Annotated in this window: 18 protein-coding genes; 6 read left to right on the top strand and 12 right to left on the bottom strand. The window is 65.9% G+C overall.

Translation table 11 applies throughout. From position 1 onward, the window contains the following. The 5 genes from CFN17_RS11045 to CFN17_RS11025 form a co-directional block, all read right to left on the bottom strand. Positions 1 to 786 (bottom strand): LamB/YcsF family protein, encoded by a 786-nt coding sequence (locus CFN17_RS11045; protein WP_208747761.1) that lies wholly within the window; start codon positions 784 to 786, stop codon positions 1 to 3. A gap of 231 nt (positions 787 to 1,017) precedes the next feature. Continuing rightward, positions 1,018 to 1,830 carry an ABC transporter permease gene (locus CFN17_RS11040; RefSeq protein WP_208747760.1) on the bottom strand — a complete coding sequence of 271 codons (813 nt, stop codon included), beginning with the start codon at positions 1,828 to 1,830 and terminating at the stop codon, positions 1,018 to 1,020. A 2-nt stretch (positions 1,831 to 1,832) separates the two neighbouring features. Further along, complete coding sequence (locus CFN17_RS11035; protein WP_208747759.1) at positions 1,833 to 2,750, bottom strand: ABC transporter permease; 918 nt, start codon at positions 2,748 to 2,750, stop codon at positions 1,833 to 1,835. Next, entirely contained in the window at positions 2,747 to 3,871 is a 1,125-nt protein-coding gene (locus tag CFN17_RS11030; protein ID WP_208747758.1) for an ABC transporter ATP-binding protein, read from the bottom strand. Before CFN17_RS11030 ends, CFN17_RS11035 begins: the two co-directional genes overlap by 4 nt. Positions 3,872 to 3,918: 47 nt before the next feature. Next, a complete protein-coding gene (locus CFN17_RS11025) occupies positions 3,919 to 5,001 on the bottom strand; it encodes an ABC transporter substrate-binding protein (RefSeq protein ID WP_208747757.1) in 1,083 nt (360 codons plus the stop codon). A 320-nt stretch (positions 5,002 to 5,321) separates the two neighbouring features. Here CFN17_RS11025 and nac point away from each other — a divergent pair, with 320 nt between their 5' ends. Further along, positions 5,322 to 6,245, top strand: a complete 924-nt coding sequence (gene nac, locus CFN17_RS11020; protein ID WP_208747756.1) for a nitrogen assimilation transcriptional regulator NAC — start codon at positions 5,322 to 5,324, stop codon at positions 6,243 to 6,245. A 134-nt stretch (positions 6,246 to 6,379) separates the two neighbouring features. Continuing rightward, positions 6,380 to 6,598 carry a hypothetical protein gene (locus tag CFN17_RS11015; RefSeq protein ID WP_208747755.1) on the top strand — a complete coding sequence of 73 codons (219 nt, stop codon included), beginning with the start codon at positions 6,380 to 6,382 and terminating at the stop codon, positions 6,596 to 6,598. Positions 6,599 to 6,727: 129 nt separating this feature from the next. Here the strand turns inward: CFN17_RS11015 and CFN17_RS11010 are convergent, their stop codons facing one another. Both CFN17_RS11010 and CFN17_RS11005 read right to left on the bottom strand, forming a co-directional pair. Continuing rightward, positions 6,728 to 7,405: a 4-carboxy-4-hydroxy-2-oxoadipate aldolase/oxaloacetate decarboxylase gene (locus tag CFN17_RS11010; protein WP_208747754.1), complete on the bottom strand. Its 678-nt coding sequence runs from the start codon at positions 7,403 to 7,405 to the stop codon at positions 6,728 to 6,730. Positions 7,406 to 7,433: 28 nt separating this feature from the next. Continuing rightward, a complete protein-coding gene (locus CFN17_RS11005; protein ID WP_208747753.1) occupies positions 7,434 to 8,642 on the bottom strand; it encodes an aspartate transaminase in 1,209 nt (402 codons plus the stop codon). Positions 8,643 to 8,945: 303 nt separating this feature from the next. Here CFN17_RS11005 and CFN17_RS11000 point away from each other — a divergent pair, with 303 nt between their 5' ends. The 3 genes from CFN17_RS11000 (at position 8,946) to CFN17_RS10990 (ending at position 10,456) form a co-directional block, all read left to right on the top strand. Next, the gene (locus CFN17_RS11000; RefSeq protein ID WP_261792156.1) at positions 8,946 to 9,494 is read left to right on the top strand and encodes a hypothetical protein; all 549 of its coding nucleotides are present in this window, start codon (positions 8,946 to 8,948) and stop codon (positions 9,492 to 9,494) included. 120 nt (positions 9,495 to 9,614) lie between these two features. Beyond that, positions 9,615 to 9,977 (top strand): helix-turn-helix transcriptional regulator, encoded by a 363-nt coding sequence (locus CFN17_RS10995; protein WP_208747752.1) that lies wholly within the window; start codon positions 9,615 to 9,617, stop codon positions 9,975 to 9,977. Next, positions 9,974 to 10,456, top strand: coding sequence for an SRPBCC family protein (locus tag CFN17_RS10990; RefSeq protein WP_208747751.1), 483 nt, complete (start codon positions 9,974 to 9,976; stop codon positions 10,454 to 10,456). Before CFN17_RS10995 ends, CFN17_RS10990 begins: the two co-directional genes overlap by 4 nt. Positions 10,457 to 10,559: 103 nt before the next feature. Here the strand turns inward: CFN17_RS10990 and sucD are convergent, their stop codons facing one another. From sucD to CFN17_RS10970, 4 genes are all read right to left on the bottom strand, one after another. After that, positions 10,560 to 11,462 (bottom strand): succinate--CoA ligase subunit alpha, encoded by a 903-nt coding sequence (sucD, locus tag CFN17_RS10985; RefSeq protein WP_208747750.1) that lies wholly within the window; start codon positions 11,460 to 11,462, stop codon positions 10,560 to 10,562. A 12-nt stretch (positions 11,463 to 11,474) separates the two neighbouring features. Further along, entirely contained in the window at positions 11,475 to 12,644 is a 1,170-nt protein-coding gene (gene sucC, locus CFN17_RS10980) for an ADP-forming succinate--CoA ligase subunit beta (RefSeq protein ID WP_208747749.1), read from the bottom strand. Positions 12,645 to 12,972: 328 nt separating this feature from the next. Next, positions 12,973 to 15,492, bottom strand: coding sequence for a DNA helicase PcrA (gene pcrA / locus CFN17_RS10975; protein ID WP_208747748.1), 2,520 nt, complete (start codon positions 15,490 to 15,492; stop codon positions 12,973 to 12,975). A gap of 511 nt (positions 15,493 to 16,003) precedes the next feature. Beyond that, a complete protein-coding gene (locus CFN17_RS10970) occupies positions 16,004 to 16,861 on the bottom strand; it encodes an inositol monophosphatase family protein (RefSeq protein WP_208747747.1) in 858 nt (285 codons plus the stop codon). Between the two features lie 77 nt (positions 16,862 to 16,938). On the opposite strand from CFN17_RS10970, the gene CFN17_RS10965 reads away from it, so the two are divergent. Continuing rightward, positions 16,939 to 17,592 (top strand): hypothetical protein, encoded by a 654-nt coding sequence (locus CFN17_RS10965; protein WP_208747746.1) that lies wholly within the window; start codon positions 16,939 to 16,941, stop codon positions 17,590 to 17,592. A gap of 369 nt (positions 17,593 to 17,961) precedes the next feature. Here the strand turns inward: CFN17_RS10965 and CFN17_RS10960 are convergent. Further along, on the bottom strand, positions 17,962 to 18,222 hold a 261-nt coding region (locus CFN17_RS10960), incomplete at its 5' end, for an IS3 family transposase (protein WP_208747745.1).

Here is an 18,222-nt window from a genome sequence, read left to right as displayed (position 1 = left end):
CTAGGAGACTCCCTGCTTGGCACGGAGCACCTCGGCGACGGGCGCGATTCTGACGCCTGCCCGGATGAGTTCGGCCCGGATGCGGCGGGCGAGGTCGACGGCGCCGGGGTTGTCGCCGTGAAGCAGCACGGTGTCCGCGGCGATGGGGAGGTCCTGTCCGGACGCGGTGGTGATCAGCCCGTCGCAGACCATACGTACGGTGCGTTCCACAATCACGGCGGGGTCGTGGATGACGGCGCCGGGCTGGCTGCGGGGCACCAGCGTGCCGTCGTCCTCATAGGCGCGGTCCGCGATGCCAACAATCGCCACGGGCAGGCCTCGGCCAGCCGCCGCGGTGGCGAGTTCGCCGTCCTGGGCGAGCACGATCAGCTCCGGGTTGACGCGGAACGCCGCGTCGGCCACGGCCTCGGCGTAATCGCGCCGGGTGGCCACGAGGTTGCCGAGCCGGCCATGGGGAGCGATGTGCGAGACGGTTCCGCCATGGTAGGACGCGAAGGCGGTCAGCGCCCCGAGCTGGTAGATGACATCGTTGCGGACTTCATCGGCCGTGAGGTCCATGGCCCGCCGGCCGAAGCCCCGGAGGTCGGGGAAGCTGGGGTGCGCGCCGATGCCGACGCCGGTGCGGACGCACTGCGCGACGGTGGCGTTCATGATGTCCGGGTCGCCGGCGTGGAATCCGCAGGCGATGTTGGCGCTGGAGACGATCTCCAGGAGGGCCTGGTCGTCGCCGATGGAGTAGGCGCCAAAGCCTTCACCGAGATCCGCTACGAGATCAACTGTTGGCATGGTGTGCCTTCCTCTGCGTGGTGTGTTGGGTGGGCTGCGCCGTGGTGCCGGTGCGGCCGGAACGTCAAAGAGTGTGTGGTGTCGGCCGAAGGCCGCCCTGCCGCCGTTTCGGGGCCTGAAAAAAGTCTGACACTGGGAGTTGTCTCACACAAAGACGTAATCGGTGTCACGGGATAGGGCCCGGTTATGACCCGGGCCCCACCCCGGCCCCGCCCCGGGGCCCGTCAGCGGCTACAGCGCTCTGCGCAGCCCCATGACGCGTTCGACGACGACGACCACGGCCAGGGAGATCAGGATCAGGATGACGGACAAGGCGGCCACGGCGGCGTCCGCCGAGTTCTCCACGTACCGGAGCACCTGCACCGGCAGGGTCGGCAGCCCCGATTCGGCGACAAAGAGGGAGATGACGGCTTCATCGAAGGAGACGATGAAGGCGATGACTCCCCCGGCGATCACCCCGGGCCGGATGATCGGCAGCGTCACCCGGCGGAAGACGGTCCAGGAGTCCGCGCCAAGGATCCGTGCCGCGGCCTCGCACGAGGTGTCCGTGGTGGCCAGGCTCATCAGTGTGGTCCTGATGACGAACGGGATGGTGATGGCGACGTGTCCAATGATGATCCCGGCGTAGGTGTTGGTCAGTTTCAGCGGGCCGAACAGCAGGACCATGCCCAGGGCCAGGACGATGCTCGGGATCAGCAGCGGCGACAGGAAGAAGGACTGCACGGCCGCTTTGGCCTTGAAGTCAAACCGGTCCAGGGCCAGCGCCGCCGGCACCCCGAGCGCGAGCACAATCAGGGTGACCGCGGCCGCGACGATCAGGCTGACCCGCATCCCGTCCATGAAGGTGCTTTCCTGCGGCAGCATTTCGTACCACTTCAGGGTCAGCCCCTCCGGTGGAAAGGACAGGTACTGGTTGGAGGCAAAGGACACCACGAAGACAACGAGCAGCGGGGCCAGCAGGAACAGGTACAGCAGGAAGACAAGGACGCCGAACGCCGGCTTGGCGGCATTGAACCGCGGCTTGTAGAGGGGTGCTTCACTCATGTTCAGCCTCCGATCTTTCGTGTGAGCCGCTGGTAGACGGCGATGATCAAGCCGAACAGCACCAGCAGGATGACGGAGAGGGCCGCGGCGAACGGCCAGTTCAGCAGGCCCGTGGTCTGGTCGTAGATCTCGGTGGCAAGCACCTGGACGCTGCCGCCACCGAGTAGGCGCGGGGTGATGAAGGTGCTGATCGAGAGGACGAACACCATGAGGAACGCCGCGAGGACGCCGGGCAGGCTCAGCGGCAGGGTAACCCGGGTGAAAACCTTGACCCGGCTGGCGCCGAGGGATCCGGCCGCTTCCTCGAGCTGCGGGCTGAGCCGGCCAAATCCCGAAATCATGGCCAGGATCGCGTAGGGCATGAAGATCTCGACCAGCCCGATGGTGACGCCGGTCAGGTTGTTCGTCAGTTTCAGCGGCGCGTCGATGATGCCCAAGCCTTCAAGGGACGAATTGACCAGGCCATTGGTGCCGAGAATGACCATCCACCCGTAGGTGCGGACGACGGCAGAGGTCAGCAGCGGGGCGATCGCCACCGCCAGCAGCAGCCCGCGGTACTTGCTGGTGCTCCGGGCCAGGAACAGGGCCACGGGGTAGGACACCGCCACACAAAGGATGCCCACCGTGACGCCCATCTGGAAGGTGTCCAGGGTGACCTTCCAGTAGTACGGGTCGGTCAGGGGCTGGAGGTAGGTGTCGAAGGTGAAGGTTTCCTCCACCACCCCGTCCGCCGCGCCGCGGTTGAAGGACATCCTGACCATGTAGGCGAGCGGGAAGACGAAGCTGACCAGCAGTCCGAGGAGCCCGGGGATCAGCAGGGCGCGGTAAGTGCGCCGGTTGCGCCTCTCGGTGGCTTTCTCCAGCGCGCCGTCGTCCCCGGGGTGCGGGGTAACCGGGCGCCGGGTTTGCAGGAGCGTCATGGCCGGCCACCTTCCGCCGGGGCCGGCAGGATGTAGGCGTCCTCGGGGGACCAGGACAAGTAGGCCGCCTCGCCCGGGCGAGGCAGGTCCCCGCTCGACGTCGGCAGCTGGGCGTGCAGGGTCTTCCGGCCGACGCTGACGGCAACGGACAGGGCGTCGCCGGTGTAGCTGACGCGGTCGATGGTGCCTTGGACGGCGCCGCTGTCCGCGCCCCGGGTGAGGCTCACGGCGAGACGGTGCGGGCGGACCACGAGCTCGTGGGTTCCGGTGAGCCCGCGTGCGCCGACGGCGCCGAACCCGCCGAGGCCGTCGAGGCCGTCGATGTCGACCTTGTAGTAGGCCTCGCCGGCCCGTGACGCCGGGCCGGTTTCCGAGACGACGCGGGCGGTCAGGAAGTTGGCCTGGCCGATGAAGTTGGCCACGAAGTGCGTCCGGGGGCGCTCGTAGACGTCGGTCGGGGAGCCGAATTGTTCGATCAGGCCGCCGTTCATGACGGCAATGCGGTCCGCCATGTCGAGGGCCTCGTCCTGGTCGTGGGTGACGAAGAGCGTGGTGGCCCGCGTCCGCTGCTGGATGGACCTGATTTCGGTCCGCATCGTTTCGCGCAGCTTGGCGTCCAGGTTGGACAGCGGCTCATCCAGCAGCAGCAGCGTCGGTTCCACGACGAGGGCCCGGGCCAGGGCGATTCGCTGCTGCTGCCCGCCGGATAGCTCCTTCGTCTGGCGTTTGCCCAGGTGGCCCAGCTGGACCATGTCCAGGGCCGCGGCCACCCGGCGTTTCTGCTCGGTCTTGGGCGTCTGGCGCATTTGCAGGCCGAAGGCGACGTTTTGTTCGACGTTCATGTGCGGAAACAGGGCGTAGGACTGGAAGACCATGCCCATGCCGCGCTTGTTCACGGGGGTGTGCGTAATTTCCTTGCCGTCGACGACGATCGAGCCCGCCGTCGGGTCCATGAGGCCGGCGACCATCCTCAGGGTGGTGGTCTTTCCGCACCCGGACGGTCCGAGGAGCGCCACCAGGTGCCCCTCCTCAACCTGCATGTTCAGACGGTCGACGGCCGGGTCGAGGCCTGCGGCATATCGCTTCGTCAGGTCGACGATCGACAGTTTTGATTCACTCACGGTTCAGTTCTCCTGATGCGAAGGTGGGGAGGGGCAGCCGCCGGGGGCTATTTGGTGATGATGGTGCGCTTCCAGGTGTCGGTCCACTTGTCCCGGGCCGAGGACAGGAAGTCGACGTCGAGCGGAACGATGTTCACCGAGCCGTCGGTGGGCACCACGCGCTTCTTGACGTCGGCCGGGAGCTCGGCGTTGGTCACGGACGGGGCGTAGAAGAGCGCCTTGGCGAAGGCCGTCTGGGCCTCGGCGGACAGGGCGTAGTTCATGAAGGTCCCGGCGGCCGCCGAGTGCGGTGCGTTCTTGACCAGGTTGATGGTGTTGATCTGGTAGACCGTGCCTTCCATGGGGAAGGTGACGCCCATCTTCTTGTTGCTCTGGTCGCTGTAGAACTGTCCCCGGGCGTTCTGCCCGAGTCCGAGGACTGTCTGGCCGGTGATGACATTCTGGTATTCGTCCGGGTTCGGCGCGAAGGTCTGCACGCCGGGGGCCAGCTGCTTCAGCCGGGCCACGGCGGCGTCAATGCCCTTGGTGTAATCCTCGCCCTGCATCTTGGCGGTGATCGCGGTGAGGGACAGTCCCAGCAGCGACGGCGGGGCGTTGACGTTGATCTTGCCGGCGTAGGCCGGATCCCACAGCACGTCCCAGCTTTCCGGCGCCTTGGGGAAGGTGGCGGTGTCGTAGAGCAGGCCGACGGCGTCGAGCATGGCCACCGGGCCGTAACCGTCCTTGCTGCGGAACTTTTCCGGGACGTTGGCCAGGTTCGGGACGGCCGCGGCGTCGACCTTTTCAAAGAGGCCCTGCTTGTTGCCGGTGGTCGACACCGAGTTGTCCATGATCGCGACGTCGGTGGCCGGGCTGCCCTTCTGTCCCTGCAGGGCGCTGAGCATTTCCGCGGATGAGCGCTTGGACACGTAGTTGATCTTGATGTCCGGGTATTTCGCCTTGAACGGCTCGATCACGGCCGCGTTGTACTGGTCCTGCCACACGCCGGAGTAGGCGATCAGGTTGACTTCGCCTGCCGTGGCACTGTCCTTGACGGACGCGGCACTGCTGCCGCCGCAGCCGGTCAGGGCAAACACGGAGGCGGAAACGGCGGCAAATATTGCAAACTTGCGGTGGGTCGTGATTTTCATCTGTCAGCTCTTTCTAAGAATGAAGAATTCGGGTCTGGCAGTGGAACCGGGCACCCCTAAAGCTATGAGGCGTTTATTTCCGGGATGTAAAGAAGACATTCACGTTTTAAGCACCGGCGCGTTTATTCAGAACTGGTATGACGTCATCACGAGTTCTTATATCAAAACCGGGGTAGAATACTTATGGCCATGCAAATGTCATCTGTGATTAAGGTAGTGTCCGAGACGCGGGTCACACAAAGACCGGATGCCTATCCCTCCATAGCATTCGCATATGACCTTCCGCCGGGCTTCCCGCCGCGCACAGGAAAGAGACCGTTATGGACACGCGAAAGCTGGCTTACTTCGTCAAGATCGTCGATTCCGGAAGCATCACGAAGGCTGCGGCGGCCCTGCACGTGGCCCAGCCGGCGCTCAGCCAGCAGGTTTCCGCCCTGGAAAACGAGCTGAAGCAGCGCCTCCTGATCCGCAGCAAACAGGGCGTCCAGCCGACAGCCGCGGGCCATACGCTGTACCGGCACGCGCAAACCATCCTCCGGCTGGTGGACCAGGCCCGGCTTGACGTGGCGGCGTCGGGAGCCGCGCCCTCCGGCCGGGTCTCCATCGCCATTGCGCCGTACAGCATGGCGTCCAGCCTGACGCCCGACATCATCCGGGAAGTTGGGCGCCGCTACCCCGACATCGTCCTGCATTTGACGGAGATCTACGGCGGGGTCCTGAGCGAGGCCATCAAGAACGGCCGCCTCGATATGGCACTGATTTACGAGCCCGGGCCCATCCGCGGGGTCCAGTTCACCACCCTGATCGCCGAGGACCTGCACCTGGTGGTCAATGCCGACCGCGACCTCGGAGTGGACACCGAAACCGGGTCCATCCGTCTGGCCGATGCCGCGAAGATCGGGCTGTTCCTGCCGGAGCAGAACCACACCCTGCGGCAGATCGTGCAGGCGGGCATGGAGAACCAGGGGCTGAATCTCAATCTGGTGGGGGAAGTCGAGTCGGTGCCGTCCCTGGCCCGGCTCCTGCGCGCCGACCTCGGGGCGACAGTCCTGCCGAAGTCCGCCGCCGATGCCCTCTTCCACGAGGAGAATTTCCGCGTCCTGCGGCTGGTGGAACCGGCACTGCAGTGCAAGATCGCCCTGTGCACTCCGGACCACGAACCGCTCTCAGAGGCAGCCTCCGCCGTTCTGCTGGTGCTGCGGGAAATGCTGCAGGCAATACTGACCGCCAAGTACGCGCGGTAATAATGCGACGCATAGCTTTGGCTTATCAGGACATTCAGCATTTGTCTTAGCGGATAGTTTGCGGTGAATCTAGGATAAAAGCATCAGGGCGCGTCATTGCCCCCAATCCTTACGAATTCATCCGGGAGCCGGCCATGAAGAAGATCATTACGAAAAACCGCCGCGCGGCGGAGAATTCCATTCCGCTGCGGGCAAGCACGGGTTCGCATTGCCCGGCCAACGGTTTATGGCGCACGGAGGATGCCTCGGCCGAACCGGTTTTCGTGTTCGAGGGCAGCATCATGCCGGCGGCCGGCGGCATGTCGGCCGTCTGGTACCTGGACGGCACCCCCGGGAGCTACAGCCGGTCCTGATTCCGGGCTCCTGCCGGGTTCTGCAACGAAGGGAGGGCCCGATGCCGTCACCGGCATCGGGCCCTCCCTTCGTTGGTCGAGCCCGCTTGGCGCGGGCCCGGGACCGCCTAGTCCCCTGCTTCCGGATCCTTAGTCCTCTTCGACCAGCAGGCCCTTGGCCTTGAGCACCTCGGTGAGGTTGCACAGCTCAAGGGTCGTGCCGCCGTCGTGGTAGCGGCGGATGAGGTCCCGTTCGGCGTCGTCGCGTTCCTGCGAGAGGCGGATAACGTCGTCCACTTCGTCCTTGCGCACCACGACGACGCCGTCAGCGTCGCCGAGGAGGATGTCGCCGGGGTAGATGATTTCGTCGCCGATCACGACGGGATGGTTGATGGGGCCGATGGTTTCCTTGACAGTCCCCTTGATGCTGACGCTGCCGGAGAACACCGGCAGTCCCAGTTCGATCAGGTCCTGGGTGTCGCGGACCCCCGAGTCCGTGACCATCGCGGCCAGGCCCTTGGCCTTCATGGCGTTGCCCAGGACGTCGCCGAACGTCCCGGCCTCGTCGAATTCACCGGCCGAGACCAGGACGACATCCCCGGCCTGGGCGTAGTGGATAGCCACCTGGAGCATGAGGTTGTCCCGGGGGGCGCAACGAACGGTGACTGCCGGTCCGCAGAAGGACATGCTGCGGTCGATCGGCTTGATCCTGGAGCTCAGGGCGCCTTTGCGGCCTTGGGCCTCGTGGACCGTCGCAGAGGAAAACTTGGACAGCTGGGTGATGGCGTCGGCCGACGGCCTGTCGATTTTGGTCTTGACGTGGATCATGGCGCGGTTGCTCCTTTGTGGTGGGTGTTCAGCTGAGGGCCTGGACGGCCTTGTCGATGGCGGCGATGGATTCCTCGATCACGGCCAGGCTGGTGGCGTACGAGATCCGGAAGTAGGGCCCCAGGCCGTAGGCGGACCCCTGGATGACGGCCACTCCGGCGGCGTCCAGAAGGTAGAGCGTGAAGTCCTCGTCGTTGATGATGACGGTTCCGTCCGGCGTCGTCTTGCCGATGACCCCGCCGCAGTTCACATAGGCATAGAAGGCGCCGTCCGGGGTGGTGCAGGACAGGCCGCTGACCGCATTGAGCGCCGCGACGGCGCGGTCCCGCCGTTCGCGGTAGACCTCGACGCTTTCGCGCACAAAGCTCTGGTCGCCGGACAGTGCGGCGGCCGCCGCGGCCTGGCTCACCGAGGAGGGGCAGGATGAGATCTGGGACTGCAGCTTGTTCATGGCGGCAACGAGCGGCGCCGGTCCGGCCCCGTACCCCAGTCGCCAGCCCGTCATGGCGTAGGCCTTCGAGACGCCGTTGACCATCAGGATCCGGTCCTTGAGCTCCGGCGCAACTTCGGCCAGGCCGGCCAGCCGCCCCTGCCCGAAGTAGATCTGGTCATAGATCTCATCGGTCAGGACGTAGACGCCGGGAGCGTGCACGAGGACATCCGCCAGGGCGCGCAGCTCGTCCGGGGAGTAGACGGCGCCGGTGGGATTCGACGGGGTGTTCAGGATCAGCCACTTGGTGCGCTCGGTGATGGCGGCGGCCAGGGCGTCCGGGGTGAGCTTGAAGCCGGTGTCGGCGCCGCAGGGGACGATCACGGGCGTTCCTTCATTGGCCAGGACCATGTCCGGATAGGAGACCCAGTACGGCGCGGGGACGATCACTTCGTCCCCTTCGTTCAGGGATGCCATGAAGGCGGTGAAGATGACCTGCTTGGCCCCGCCGCCGATGGTGATTTCGTCGGTCCCGTAGCGAAGCCCGGTGCGGGCTTCCAGCGACTGGAGGATGGCGTGCTGCAGCGGTGCCGTGCCTGTGACGGACGTGTACTTCGTTTCGCCCCGCCCGATCGCGTCGACGGCGGCGGCCTTGATGTGGGCGGGCGTGTCAAAGTCGGGTTCGCCCACGGTCAGATCCAGGATCCGCCGGCCTTCGGCCTTGAGTTCCCGCACACGGGCGGCGGCGGCCACGCTCGGGGAGGATTTGATCCGGGACACGCGCGACGCAGGCACAAATTCAGACATGTTCTCTTCCAGGGATTCAGAGGGAGCTGAGCATTGACTCATTCGAGCTTATGGAAGGAGGCACCGGTCTGGATAAGACCTAAACTGCGTGGACGGATAAGGCTCTCTTATGACCGGCGGCGAGTCCGCGAAGCGCGGCCGGTCCACCGGTTTTGGCTATGGTTCCACGCATAATCCGTATTTCCCCCGCACCGTGGGCGGCGCCTAACCTGCTGACGGGAGACCCGACGGTCCGGCCGGGGGCCTGACCGGTGCGGCGGTTTCCGCCGTACATGCCCTACCGACCCGAAGCGAGGACCTCAGGTGGCCGGCCAGCAACAACGTCAACATCCCGGCGCACCATCTGCCGCGCGGGTGCCGGACCTCCGGACGGGAGGCCGCGGCTACACCTACCGCGGCACGTCGCGGCCTGATCCCAAGGTCCGGCTGGGCGAACAGGCCCGGGAACTCCTGGCGGAGCACACCCAACGAATCTCGTTCAGGTCCAGCCGGCTCCGCGCACTCTCCGCGGATCTCAATGAACGGATCGCCCAAGCCTTGCTGGACGGACTCAAGGTCGCCGCCGTCGCCCGCGCCGCCGGGCTGTCGCAGTGGGCGGTCCGCGTCATCGGGGACGCGGCCGAGGAAGTGCAGCCCCCGGGAGTGGGGCCGGACGAGCACCTTCGCGCCATCACGGTGTTGTCGGCCGAGCTGGCTGCGGTGGAGGATTCACGGTCCGCCATCGAGCAGAAGCGCCTGAAACTGCTCGCCTCGGCCCGGCGCCGGCACCTGCTCGACGACTACGAGCTCGCCTCGGCCAGCGGCGTCAAACATGAGCACAACCGCACCATGACACGGGGCGTGGCCGGGTGACGGGTGTTCCCGGCGCCCTTGTGCCCCGATGGCTGGAAGCGTAAGTTAACAACTAAGAGGTTGATAAACCTCTTAGTTGAATAAGGTTGATTGGATATGCGATTCGGGGAGGCAAGCCCTATGGATTCCGGCGACGACGCTCAGCTCGACGCGGCTTTCCTGGCCCTCGCCGATCCCGTCCGCCGCCGCATCATTGCCCGGCTCAGCCGGGGTCCGGCCACCGTCAATGAGCTGGCGGAGCCCTTCGCGATCACCAAGCAGGCCGTCTCGAAACACATCCAGGTCCTCGAGCAGGCGCAGCTGGTCACGCGCACCCGTGACGCGCAGCGCCGGCCCGTTCACCTGAACCCCGCACGGCTGGAGGCGCTCACCGCGTGGATCGACCAGTACCGGCTGGTCCGCGAGGCGCAGTTCCGCAGCCTCGACGCCGTGCTTGAAACCCGTGCCGCCCGGGGCGGCACACAGGCAAAGGACGCATCATGAGCAACGCACTGACCCTGACAGTTCCCGAGGGGCTGCCCTTCATCGATTTTGAGCGGGAGTTCGATTTTCCGGTCTCCGAGGTCTTCCGGGCCCATAAAGACCCCGAACTCGTCGCCCAGTGGCTCGGGCCGCGCCGCATGGCGATGGACATCGACCACTACGATTTCCGGACAGGCGGTAGCTACAGCTACCTGCACACAGGCCCGGACGGAACGCCCCACGCTTTCAACGGCGTCTTCCACACGGTGCGTGAGAACGACTTCGCCGTCCAGACGTTTGAATACGGCGGCTACCCCGACGTCGTGAGCATCGAGTTCATGACTTTCGAGGACCTCGGCGGCGGCAGGTCCCGGCTGCGCGCCCACGCGGTCTACCCGAGCATGGAGGCCCGCGACGGGATGGCCCAGTCCGGGATGGAGGGCGGCCTGTCCGAGGCCTACGAACGGCTCGAGGAAATCCTCAGCAGCGCCAAGGTCTGAACCGGCTTAAACGCACAACGCGGGGTCACTTATCGCCCATCCCACCCGGTGGAATGGGCCGAAAGTGACCCCGCGTTGGTGTAACGCTTGACTGACGCAGTGCCTAGAGGGCTGCGTAGACTTCGCGCAGGAGCTTGGCGGTCTCGGACGGCGTCTTGCCGACTTTGACGCCGGCAGCCTCGAGGGCTTCCTTCTTGGCCTGGGCGGTGCCCGCGGAACCGGAGACAATGGCGCCGGCGTGGCCCATGGTCTTGCCTTCCGGGGCGGTGAAGCCGGCCACGTAGCCGACAACCGGCTTGGTGACGTTGGCCTTGATGAAGTCGGCCGCACGTTCTTCGGCGTCGCCGCCGATTTCGCCGATCATGACGATCGCCTTCGTCTCCGGGTCGGCTTCGAATGCTGCCAGGGCGTCGATGTGGGTGGTGCCGATGATCGGGTCGCCGCCGATGCCGATGGCGGTGGAGAAGCCGAGGTCGCGCAGTTCGTACATCATCTGGTAGGTCAGGGTGCCCGACTTGGAGACCAGGCCGATGGGGCCCTTGCCCGTGATGTTGGCCGGGGTGATGCCGACCAGGGCCTCGCCCGGGGTGATGATGCCGGGGCAGTTCGGTCCGATGATCCGGGTGACCTGCTTGCCGTCGGCGTCGACCTTGGACTGGGCCAGTGCCCAGAACTCGGCGGAGTCCTGGACCGGCACGCCTTCGGTGATGACCACAACGAGGCCGATGCCGGCTTCGATGGCTTCAACGACGGCGTCCTTGGTGAAGGCCGGCGGAACGAAGACGATCGAGACGTCGGCGCCGGTCTCGGCCATGGCTTCCTTGACGGTGCCGAAGACGGTGATTTCGTTCTCGCCGTGCAGGACCGTGGTGCCGGCCTTGCGGGCGTTGACGCCGCCCACAATGTTGGTGCCGGCCTTGAGCATCAGGGCGGTGTGCTTGGTGCCTTCGCCGCCGGTGATGCCCTGAACGATGACCTTGGAGTCTTTGTTGAGGTAGATAGACATTGTCGCGTCCCTTTACTTAGCGGCGTTGGCGAGCTCGGCAGCCTTGTCGGCGCCCTCGTCCATGGTGGCGGCCAGGGTAACCAGCGGGTGGTTGGCCTCGGTCAGGATGCGGCGGCCTTCGTCGACGTTGTTGCCGTCAAGGCGGACAACCAGAGGCTTGTTCGCGGAGGAACCGAGCTCTGCCAGCGCACCGACGATGCCCTTGGCGACGGCGTCGCACGCGGTGATGCCGCCGAAGACGTTCACGAACACGGATTTGACCTGCTCGTCGCCCAGGATGACGTCAAGGCCCGCTGCCATAACCTCGGCGGAGGCTCCGCCGCCGATGTCCAGGAAGTTGGCGGGCTTGACGTTGCCGTGGTTTTCGCCGGCGTAGGCGACGACGTCGAGGGTGGACATCACAAGGCCGGCGCCGTTGCCGATGATGCCCACTTCGCCGTCCAGCTTGACGTAGTTCAGGTCCTGGGCCTTGGCCTTGGCCTCGAGCGGGTCAGCTGCGTCCTTGTCTTCCAGCTGTGCGTGGTGCACGTGGCGGAAGTCGGCGTTCTCGTCCAGGGAGACCTTGCCGTCGAGCGCGACGATGTCACCGGCGCCGGTCTTGACCAGCGGGTTGACCTCCACGAGGGTGGCGTCTTCCTTCTTGAAGACGTCCCAGAGCTTGAGGATGACGGCGGCGACTTTGCCGCGCAGCTCCTCAGCGAAACCGGCGGCGGCGACGATTTCGTCGGCCTTGGCCTGGTCGATGCCGACGGCCGGGTCGATCGCGATCTTGGCCAGGGCTTCCGGGCGTTCGACGGCGAGCTGCTCGATTTCCATGCCGCCCTCAACCGAGCACATCGCCAGGTAGTTGCGGTTGGCCCGGTCCAGCAGGACGGAGAAGTAGTATTCTTCGGCGATGTCCGCACCCTGGGCAATCATCACCTTGTTGACGGTGTGGCCCTTGATGTCCATGCCGAGGATGTTGGTGGAGTGTTCCAGCGCCTCATCGGCAGTCTTGGCGACCTTAACGCCGCCAGCCTTGCCGCGGCCACCGACCTTAACCTGTGCCTTGACGACAGTTACGCCGCCGATCTTCTCGGCAGCTGCCTTTGCTTCTTCAGGGGTGTGCGCCACGATGCCAGCAAGCACGGGTACACCGTGCGCCTCGAACATATCGCGCGCCTGATATTCAAACAGGTCCACGGTTTAGTGTCCTTCTACGTCGAAGTAGTTTCTGTACAGCCGGACCCCGCGTATTCACGGTTACCGGGCTGCGGAATAAACGCACCCTGCGACAAGCTTGGAAACGAGCCACACGGCGCAATGCTCCTCTGGGAACTCTAGTCCTTCGATCGGACCAGCCCGTCCCAGAGTACCCGTTATGTGAGTAAGGACACTATTCTATGTAGCGTAGAAAAACCGCTAGATTACGCGGTTTTTGGGGTGCAAAAGGGCGCCCTGACCGGCGGCGCCGGGGCACGGCGGCCCGTGCGTAACGTACGCGCCGGTGGCGGCGCCGGCCGGTCTGCCGCTACGCGTCCAGCTTGGTTAGCGGCGCGTAACGCAGGAGCAGCCGTTTCTCGCCGACGTCGAACTTCACCTTGGCGACCGTCTTGTCCCCGGCGCCCTCCACGGCCAGGACCGTGCCGTTGCCGAAGCTGGTGTGGTTGACCTTGTCCCCGACACTGACGGCGACGATTTCCTTCTGCGGCTGGACCCTGTTCTTGGCCACGGCGGCCGGGACATCGGCGTTGAAGCCAGCGGAGGGGCCGGTGCCGGCGCCGCGCGCCGTTCCGGCGCCCCAGAAGGATCCGCCGTAGCGGCTGGACCCGATTGCGGCGCCACTCCCCCAGCCGCCGCCCTGGCGGCTGGCGCCTTCGCGCTTCCACTCGACGAGTTCGGCCGGGATCTCCTCGATGAACTGGCTGGCCGGGTTGTATTGGCTTTGCCCCCACATGCTCCGGACCTCGGACCGGGTCAGGTAGAGCCGCTTCCGGGCGCGGGTCAGCCCCACGTAGGCCAGCCGGCGCTCCTCGGCCAGTTCCTTGGGGTCCGTCGCCGATCGCTGGTGCGGGAACAGCCCGTGCTCCATGCCGGTGAGGAACACCACCGGAAATTCCAGCCCCTTGGCCGTGTGCAGGGTCATGAGCGTGACCACGCCCAGGCGCTTGGCCTCGGCGACTGCTGCGTCGATATCTGCCCCGGGGGCATCCGGGATCTGGTCGGCGTCGGCCACCAGGGAGACCTGTTCCAGGAAGGCGCCGAGGGAGCCTTCGGGGTTGTCGCGTTCGTATTCACGCACGACGGCGACGAGTTCGGCGAGGTTCTCCACGCGCGATTCGTCCTGCGGATCGGTGCTGGAGCGCAGCGCGGCCAGGTATCCGGTCTGTTCGAGCACCGCTTCCAGGGCCGCCGCCGCGCCGGACCCGGAGGCCACTTCGGCGAGGTCGTCGAGGAGTTTCACGAATCCGAGCACGGCATTGACGGAGCGGGTCGCCATGCCGGGGGCCTCGTCGGCGCGCCGCGCGGCGGCTATGAAGGAGGAGCGCTCCCGCTCGGCGAGAGCAGCGACGGCGCCCTCGGCGCGGTCGCCAATGCCGCGCTTGGGTTCGTTGAGGATCCGGCGGAGGTTGACGTCGTCGTCCGGGTTGACCAGGACCCGGAGGTAGGCGAGGGCGTCCTTGATTTCCTTGCGCTCATAGAAGCGGGTGCCGCCGACCACCTTGTATGGCAGGCCCACGCGCACCAGAACGTCTTCGATGGACCGGGACTGGGCGTTGGTGCGGTAGAAAATGGCGACGTCGCCGGGGCGCAGGTTGCCCTCGTCCTGCAACCGGTCAATTTCCTTGGCGATGAACTGGGCCTCGTCGTGCTCGTTCTCGCCGACGTAGCCGACGATCTTCTCGCCGTCGCCCTCGGCCGTCCAGAGCCGTTTCTCGGGCCGGTTCGGGTTGCGGGAGATCACCGAGTTGGCGGCGCTGAGGATGGTCTGGGTGGAGCGGTAGTTCTGTTCGAGCTTGATGGTCCGGGCGTCCGGGTAGTCCTTCTCGAACTCCACGATGTTGCGGATGTCCGCGCCGCGGAAGGCGTAGATGGACTGGTCGGAGTCGCCCACGACCGTCAGTTCGGAGGCTTCGGGGCCTTCGCCGACGATCTCGCGCACCAGGGCGTACTGGGCGTGGTTGGTGTCCTGGTATTCGTCCACGAGAACGTGCCGGAAGCGGCGCCGGTAGGAGTCTGCGAGCGCCGGGAACGCCCGGAACATGTAGACGGTCTGCGCGATCAGGTCATCGAAGTCCATCGCGTTGGCCTGGCGCAGCCGCTGGGTGTAGCCCTTGAAGACCTCGGCGACGGCCTGTTCGAAAGGATCGTTGTAGTTGGCGCTGGAGGCGTAGGAGTCGTCGTCGATGAGTTCGTTCTTGAGCGCGGAAATCTTGTGCTGGATGGCCTTGGGCGCGAAGCGCTTGGGGTCGAGGTCCAGGTTCTTGGCGACGAGCGTGATCAGGCGCAGCGAGTCCGCGGAGTCGTAGATCGAGAAATTGGAGTTGAGCCCGACGTTCTTGGCCTCGCGGCGCAGGATCCGGACGCAGGAGGAGTGAAAGGTGGAGATCCACATGGTCTTGGCCCGGCCGCCGACCAACGCCTCGATCCGTTCCCGCATTTCGGCCGCGGCCTTGTTGGTGAAGGTGATGGCCAGGATCTCGCCGTGGTGCGCCCGGCCCGTGGCGATCAGGTAGGCGATCCGGTTACTGAGCACCCGGGTCTTGCCGGACCCTGCACCGGCCACGATCAGCAGGGCGCTGCCGGCGTGCTTGACCGCTTCCTCCTGCTGCGGGTTCAGGCCTTCGAGGAGCTCGCCGGCGTCGGGAAGCTGCGGACGGTCCCAGCCGCCATGGGGGTTGCCGCCGTGCGGGCCGTTGCCGTAGGGGTCGAAGCCCGCCCCGGGTTCCAGCCCCGCCAAGCCCGTCCCGGCAGGCGTTTTCTGGCCAGCCGTTGCCTTCGAGGCAGCGTGGAAGTGTCCGTCGGCGTAAGGGTCAAACAACATATCCATGGTGTATCTAAGTCTAGGCGGTGCCGCTGACAGCCGTGTCCGCCCCTGGGGGACATGCTCTCCGTTCCCCGCAGCCACTGGACATAATCCCCACATGTCCGCGGCTCCCCGCAGGGAATGAGCATGCTCCGCGCCTCCTCCGCCGAAAAGGGAGCATGTCCCACGGCTGAGCCATTGACCGATGATGCCTCACGGTCGTGGCACGGAGGAATGAGCCTGTCCCCTGCCGCGCCGGGAGCCACGGCCGCGCTGCCCGCATGCCCGCGCCCGGCCTCGAAGGATGAGCATGTCCCTCGGTCGTTGCATTAGGGAATGAGCATGCCCTCTGCTGCTCGTAGCCACAGGGCATGATCCCTATATGTCCGCCCCTCGCTGCGAGGAATGAGCATGTTCCGACGCAACTGCCCTGAAAATTGAGCATGTCCCGAGGCTGCACCATGAAACGAGCATGCCCCGCGGAGACGGCGTCAAAGAATGGGCATGCTCCGCGGCGGGGCGGCAGCGGCGAACCTTAGCCGACAGAACCTGACAGGAGGGCCGCACGCAACTGACGGACCGCCGTCGTGCCTCCGGCGATGAACCAGTCGAGGCCGTTGACCCGCACGACGTCGGTCGCGCCGCCGGCCGCCTCGACGATGGCCTTGCCGGGCAGCCAGTCCCACTCCGGGCAGCTGTGCTGGAACCAGCAGCCGAGTTCGCCGTCGGCCACGCGGCTGAGGTCGCAGGACCCGGACCCGAACATGCGCAGCGCAGCCGCCGACGTCGCTGCCGCGTGCCACGGCATGGCACACATCGGGTCCGCGAGCCAGGTCGGGTGGATGTAGGTTGCCGCGCCCAGGTCCGAAACCGGAGTCTCGGACCGACCCTTACCTCCGGATGCGTCGGGACGGAACGTGGCCAGCTTTTCGCCGTTGAGCGTTGCGCCCCGGGAGGTCCCGCCAATCCAGAGTTTGTCCTCCTCGGGCTGGAAGACTGCGCCGAGACCGGCGCCGGACGAATCCTTCAGGGCAAGGGCCGAGCACCAGTAGGTGGATCCGTGCAGGAAGTTGTACGTCCCGTCGACCGGATCAATGACCCAGGTCCGGCTGCTGCTGCCAAGCACGGACGCGCCCTCCTCGCCCAGAACGGAGTCGTCCGGACGGCATCGCCGGAGCTGTTCCAGAACGTAGGACTCGGCGGCGTGGTCGGCGGCCGTAACGACGTCCGAGACCGAGGTCTTCTGCTTGCCCTCGAGCCCTGCCTGCCGCATCAGAAGCGCCAGCGTGCCGGCCTCGCGGACCAGGGCCTCGGCGAGCTGGTAGTCATCCAGCGACGGGTCAAGATCTGCGGTGCTGTGCCGGCCAAGCCGGTGTTTTCCTAGTTCGGTCACGCGTTCCAGACTATCGGCGCCGGTTGGCAGTGAACAGCCGGCGCCGGCGGCCGCGCCGGACGGGCGATAATGGAGCCATGGCCAAGACACCCGCGCAGCGGATCAAGAAGCATGGCGCCAATGCGGCGGTCCCCCAGCACCACCTCCCCCCGGTGATCAATCCGACCACCAGCCGGACACCGCAGAAGGCACAGGGCAACAGCAACCTGATCGTCATTGCCGGGGTCGTGGCCAGCCTGTTCCTGTTCTGGTACCTGCACCTGCTCACCCTCAACCAGCTCACCCAGTTGTCGGGCGGCCTCGCCATGCCGGATTCGCTGGTGGGCGGCTTCGACCAGGGGTTCGTGGGGCAGTTGCGCGGGGCCATGGACGCCGACGCCGTCGGCCAGCTGAACTATGTCCACAAGACGGCCGGCACGCTCTTCCCGCTCATCTTCGGCTTCACCTGGCTGCTGCTGATCGGTACGAACGTGGCGCGGAAAGGACTGCGCTGGGCATTGTGGGCGCTGCCCCTGCTTTTCGTGGTGGTCAGGCTGTGGGGTAACGCAGCGATTGACGGCATGATGTCAGCCGGCACGGTCGACGGCGGTCAGGTCGCGCTGGCGTCTGCGCTCACCGTGGCGGGCTGGGTGCTTCTGGTGCTGAGCCTCGCAGCCGGCGGTGCGGCCGCGTTCATGGGACGCAAGCGTTCGGCCGACAACCCCACCACCACGGGACATGCCCAGCCTTAGACTCCCCCGCTGGCCGTGCGCCCCTGGCCGGGTTTCGAGCAAGGGACATGCCCGGTTGTTGGCTCCGCCGCTGGACATGCGCCACTGGCCCGGTTTCGAGCAAGGGACATGCCCGGTTGTTGGCTCAGCCGCTGGACATGCGCCACTGGATTGGCTCCCAACGAGGAGCATGTCCAGTGCGTGGCCTGGGCGCTGGACACTTGGGGCGTATGCCCATTCCTTGAGCCCACCGCTGAGCATGTCCCCCGGTGCAGCGGACCGTGCCCGGCAGGACATGTCCGTTCCTGGGCCGTTCCCTTGGACATGTTGCCATGATGCCCAACGTTCGACGTGAACTGGTCCCCGATTGTTGGACTGGTTGGTTACAGCCTAAGCTGCGAGGGTCTGGGCGCGGTATTGGACCGGGCTCAGGCCTTTGAGTTTTGTTGAGATTCTTTCGGTGTTGTACCAGCGGATGTACTCGTTCAGGGCCGTTGCCAGGGCGTCGGTGCCGGGGAACCGGGCATGGTGGAAGAGTTCTTCCTTGAGGTGGCCGAAGAAGTTCTCCATGACCGCGTTGTCGTAGCAGTTGCCCTTGCGGGACATCGATTGGACCGCGCCGGCGTCCTCGAGCAGAACACGCCAGGACAC

It is taken from the genome of Arthrobacter sp. PM3 (genome assembly GCF_003352915.1).
Classification (GTDB): domain Bacteria; phylum Actinomycetota; class Actinomycetes; order Actinomycetales; family Micrococcaceae; genus Arthrobacter.
The sequence above is the reverse complement of the archived record's forward strand: the minus strand, read 5'-3'. Positions and strand labels throughout refer to the sequence as shown.

Bases quoted from the DNA above. Each gene is read 5' to 3' on its own strand.
- CFN17_RS11045 (WP_208747761.1), bottom strand. From the start codon at position 786: ATGCCAACAGTTGATCTCGTAGCGGATCTCGGTGAAGGCTTTGGCGCC.
- CFN17_RS11040 (WP_208747760.1), bottom strand. From the start codon at position 1,830: ATGAGTGAAGCACCCCTCTACAAGCCGCGGTTCAATGCCGCCAAGCCG.
- CFN17_RS11035 (WP_208747759.1), bottom strand. From the start codon at position 2,750: ATGACGCTCCTGCAAACCCGGCGCCCGGTTACCCCGCACCCCGGGGAC.
- CFN17_RS11025 (WP_208747757.1), bottom strand. From the start codon at position 5,001: ATGAAAATCACGACCCACCGCAAGTTTGCAATATTTGCCGCCGTTTCC.
- nac (WP_208747756.1), top strand. From the start codon at position 5,322: ATGGACACGCGAAAGCTGGCTTACTTCGTCAAGATCGTCGATTCCGGA.
- CFN17_RS11015 (WP_208747755.1), top strand. From the start codon at position 6,380: ATGAAGAAGATCATTACGAAAAACCGCCGCGCGGCGGAGAATTCCATT.
- CFN17_RS11010 (WP_208747754.1), bottom strand. From the start codon at position 7,405: ATGATCCACGTCAAGACCAAAATCGACAGGCCGTCGGCCGACGCCATC.
- CFN17_RS11005 (WP_208747753.1), bottom strand. From the start codon at position 8,642: ATGTCTGAATTTGTGCCTGCGTCGCGCGTGTCCCGGATCAAATCCTCC.
- CFN17_RS10995 (WP_208747752.1), top strand. From the start codon at position 9,615: ATGGATTCCGGCGACGACGCTCAGCTCGACGCGGCTTTCCTGGCCCTC.
- CFN17_RS10990 (WP_208747751.1), top strand. From the start codon at position 9,974: ATGAGCAACGCACTGACCCTGACAGTTCCCGAGGGGCTGCCCTTCATC.
- sucD (WP_208747750.1), bottom strand. From the start codon at position 11,462: ATGTCTATCTACCTCAACAAAGACTCCAAGGTCATCGTTCAGGGCATC.
- pcrA (WP_208747748.1), bottom strand. From the start codon at position 15,492: ATGGATATGTTGTTTGACCCTTACGCCGACGGACACTTCCACGCTGCC.
- CFN17_RS10965 (WP_208747746.1), top strand. From the start codon at position 16,939: ATGGCCAAGACACCCGCGCAGCGGATCAAGAAGCATGGCGCCAATGCG.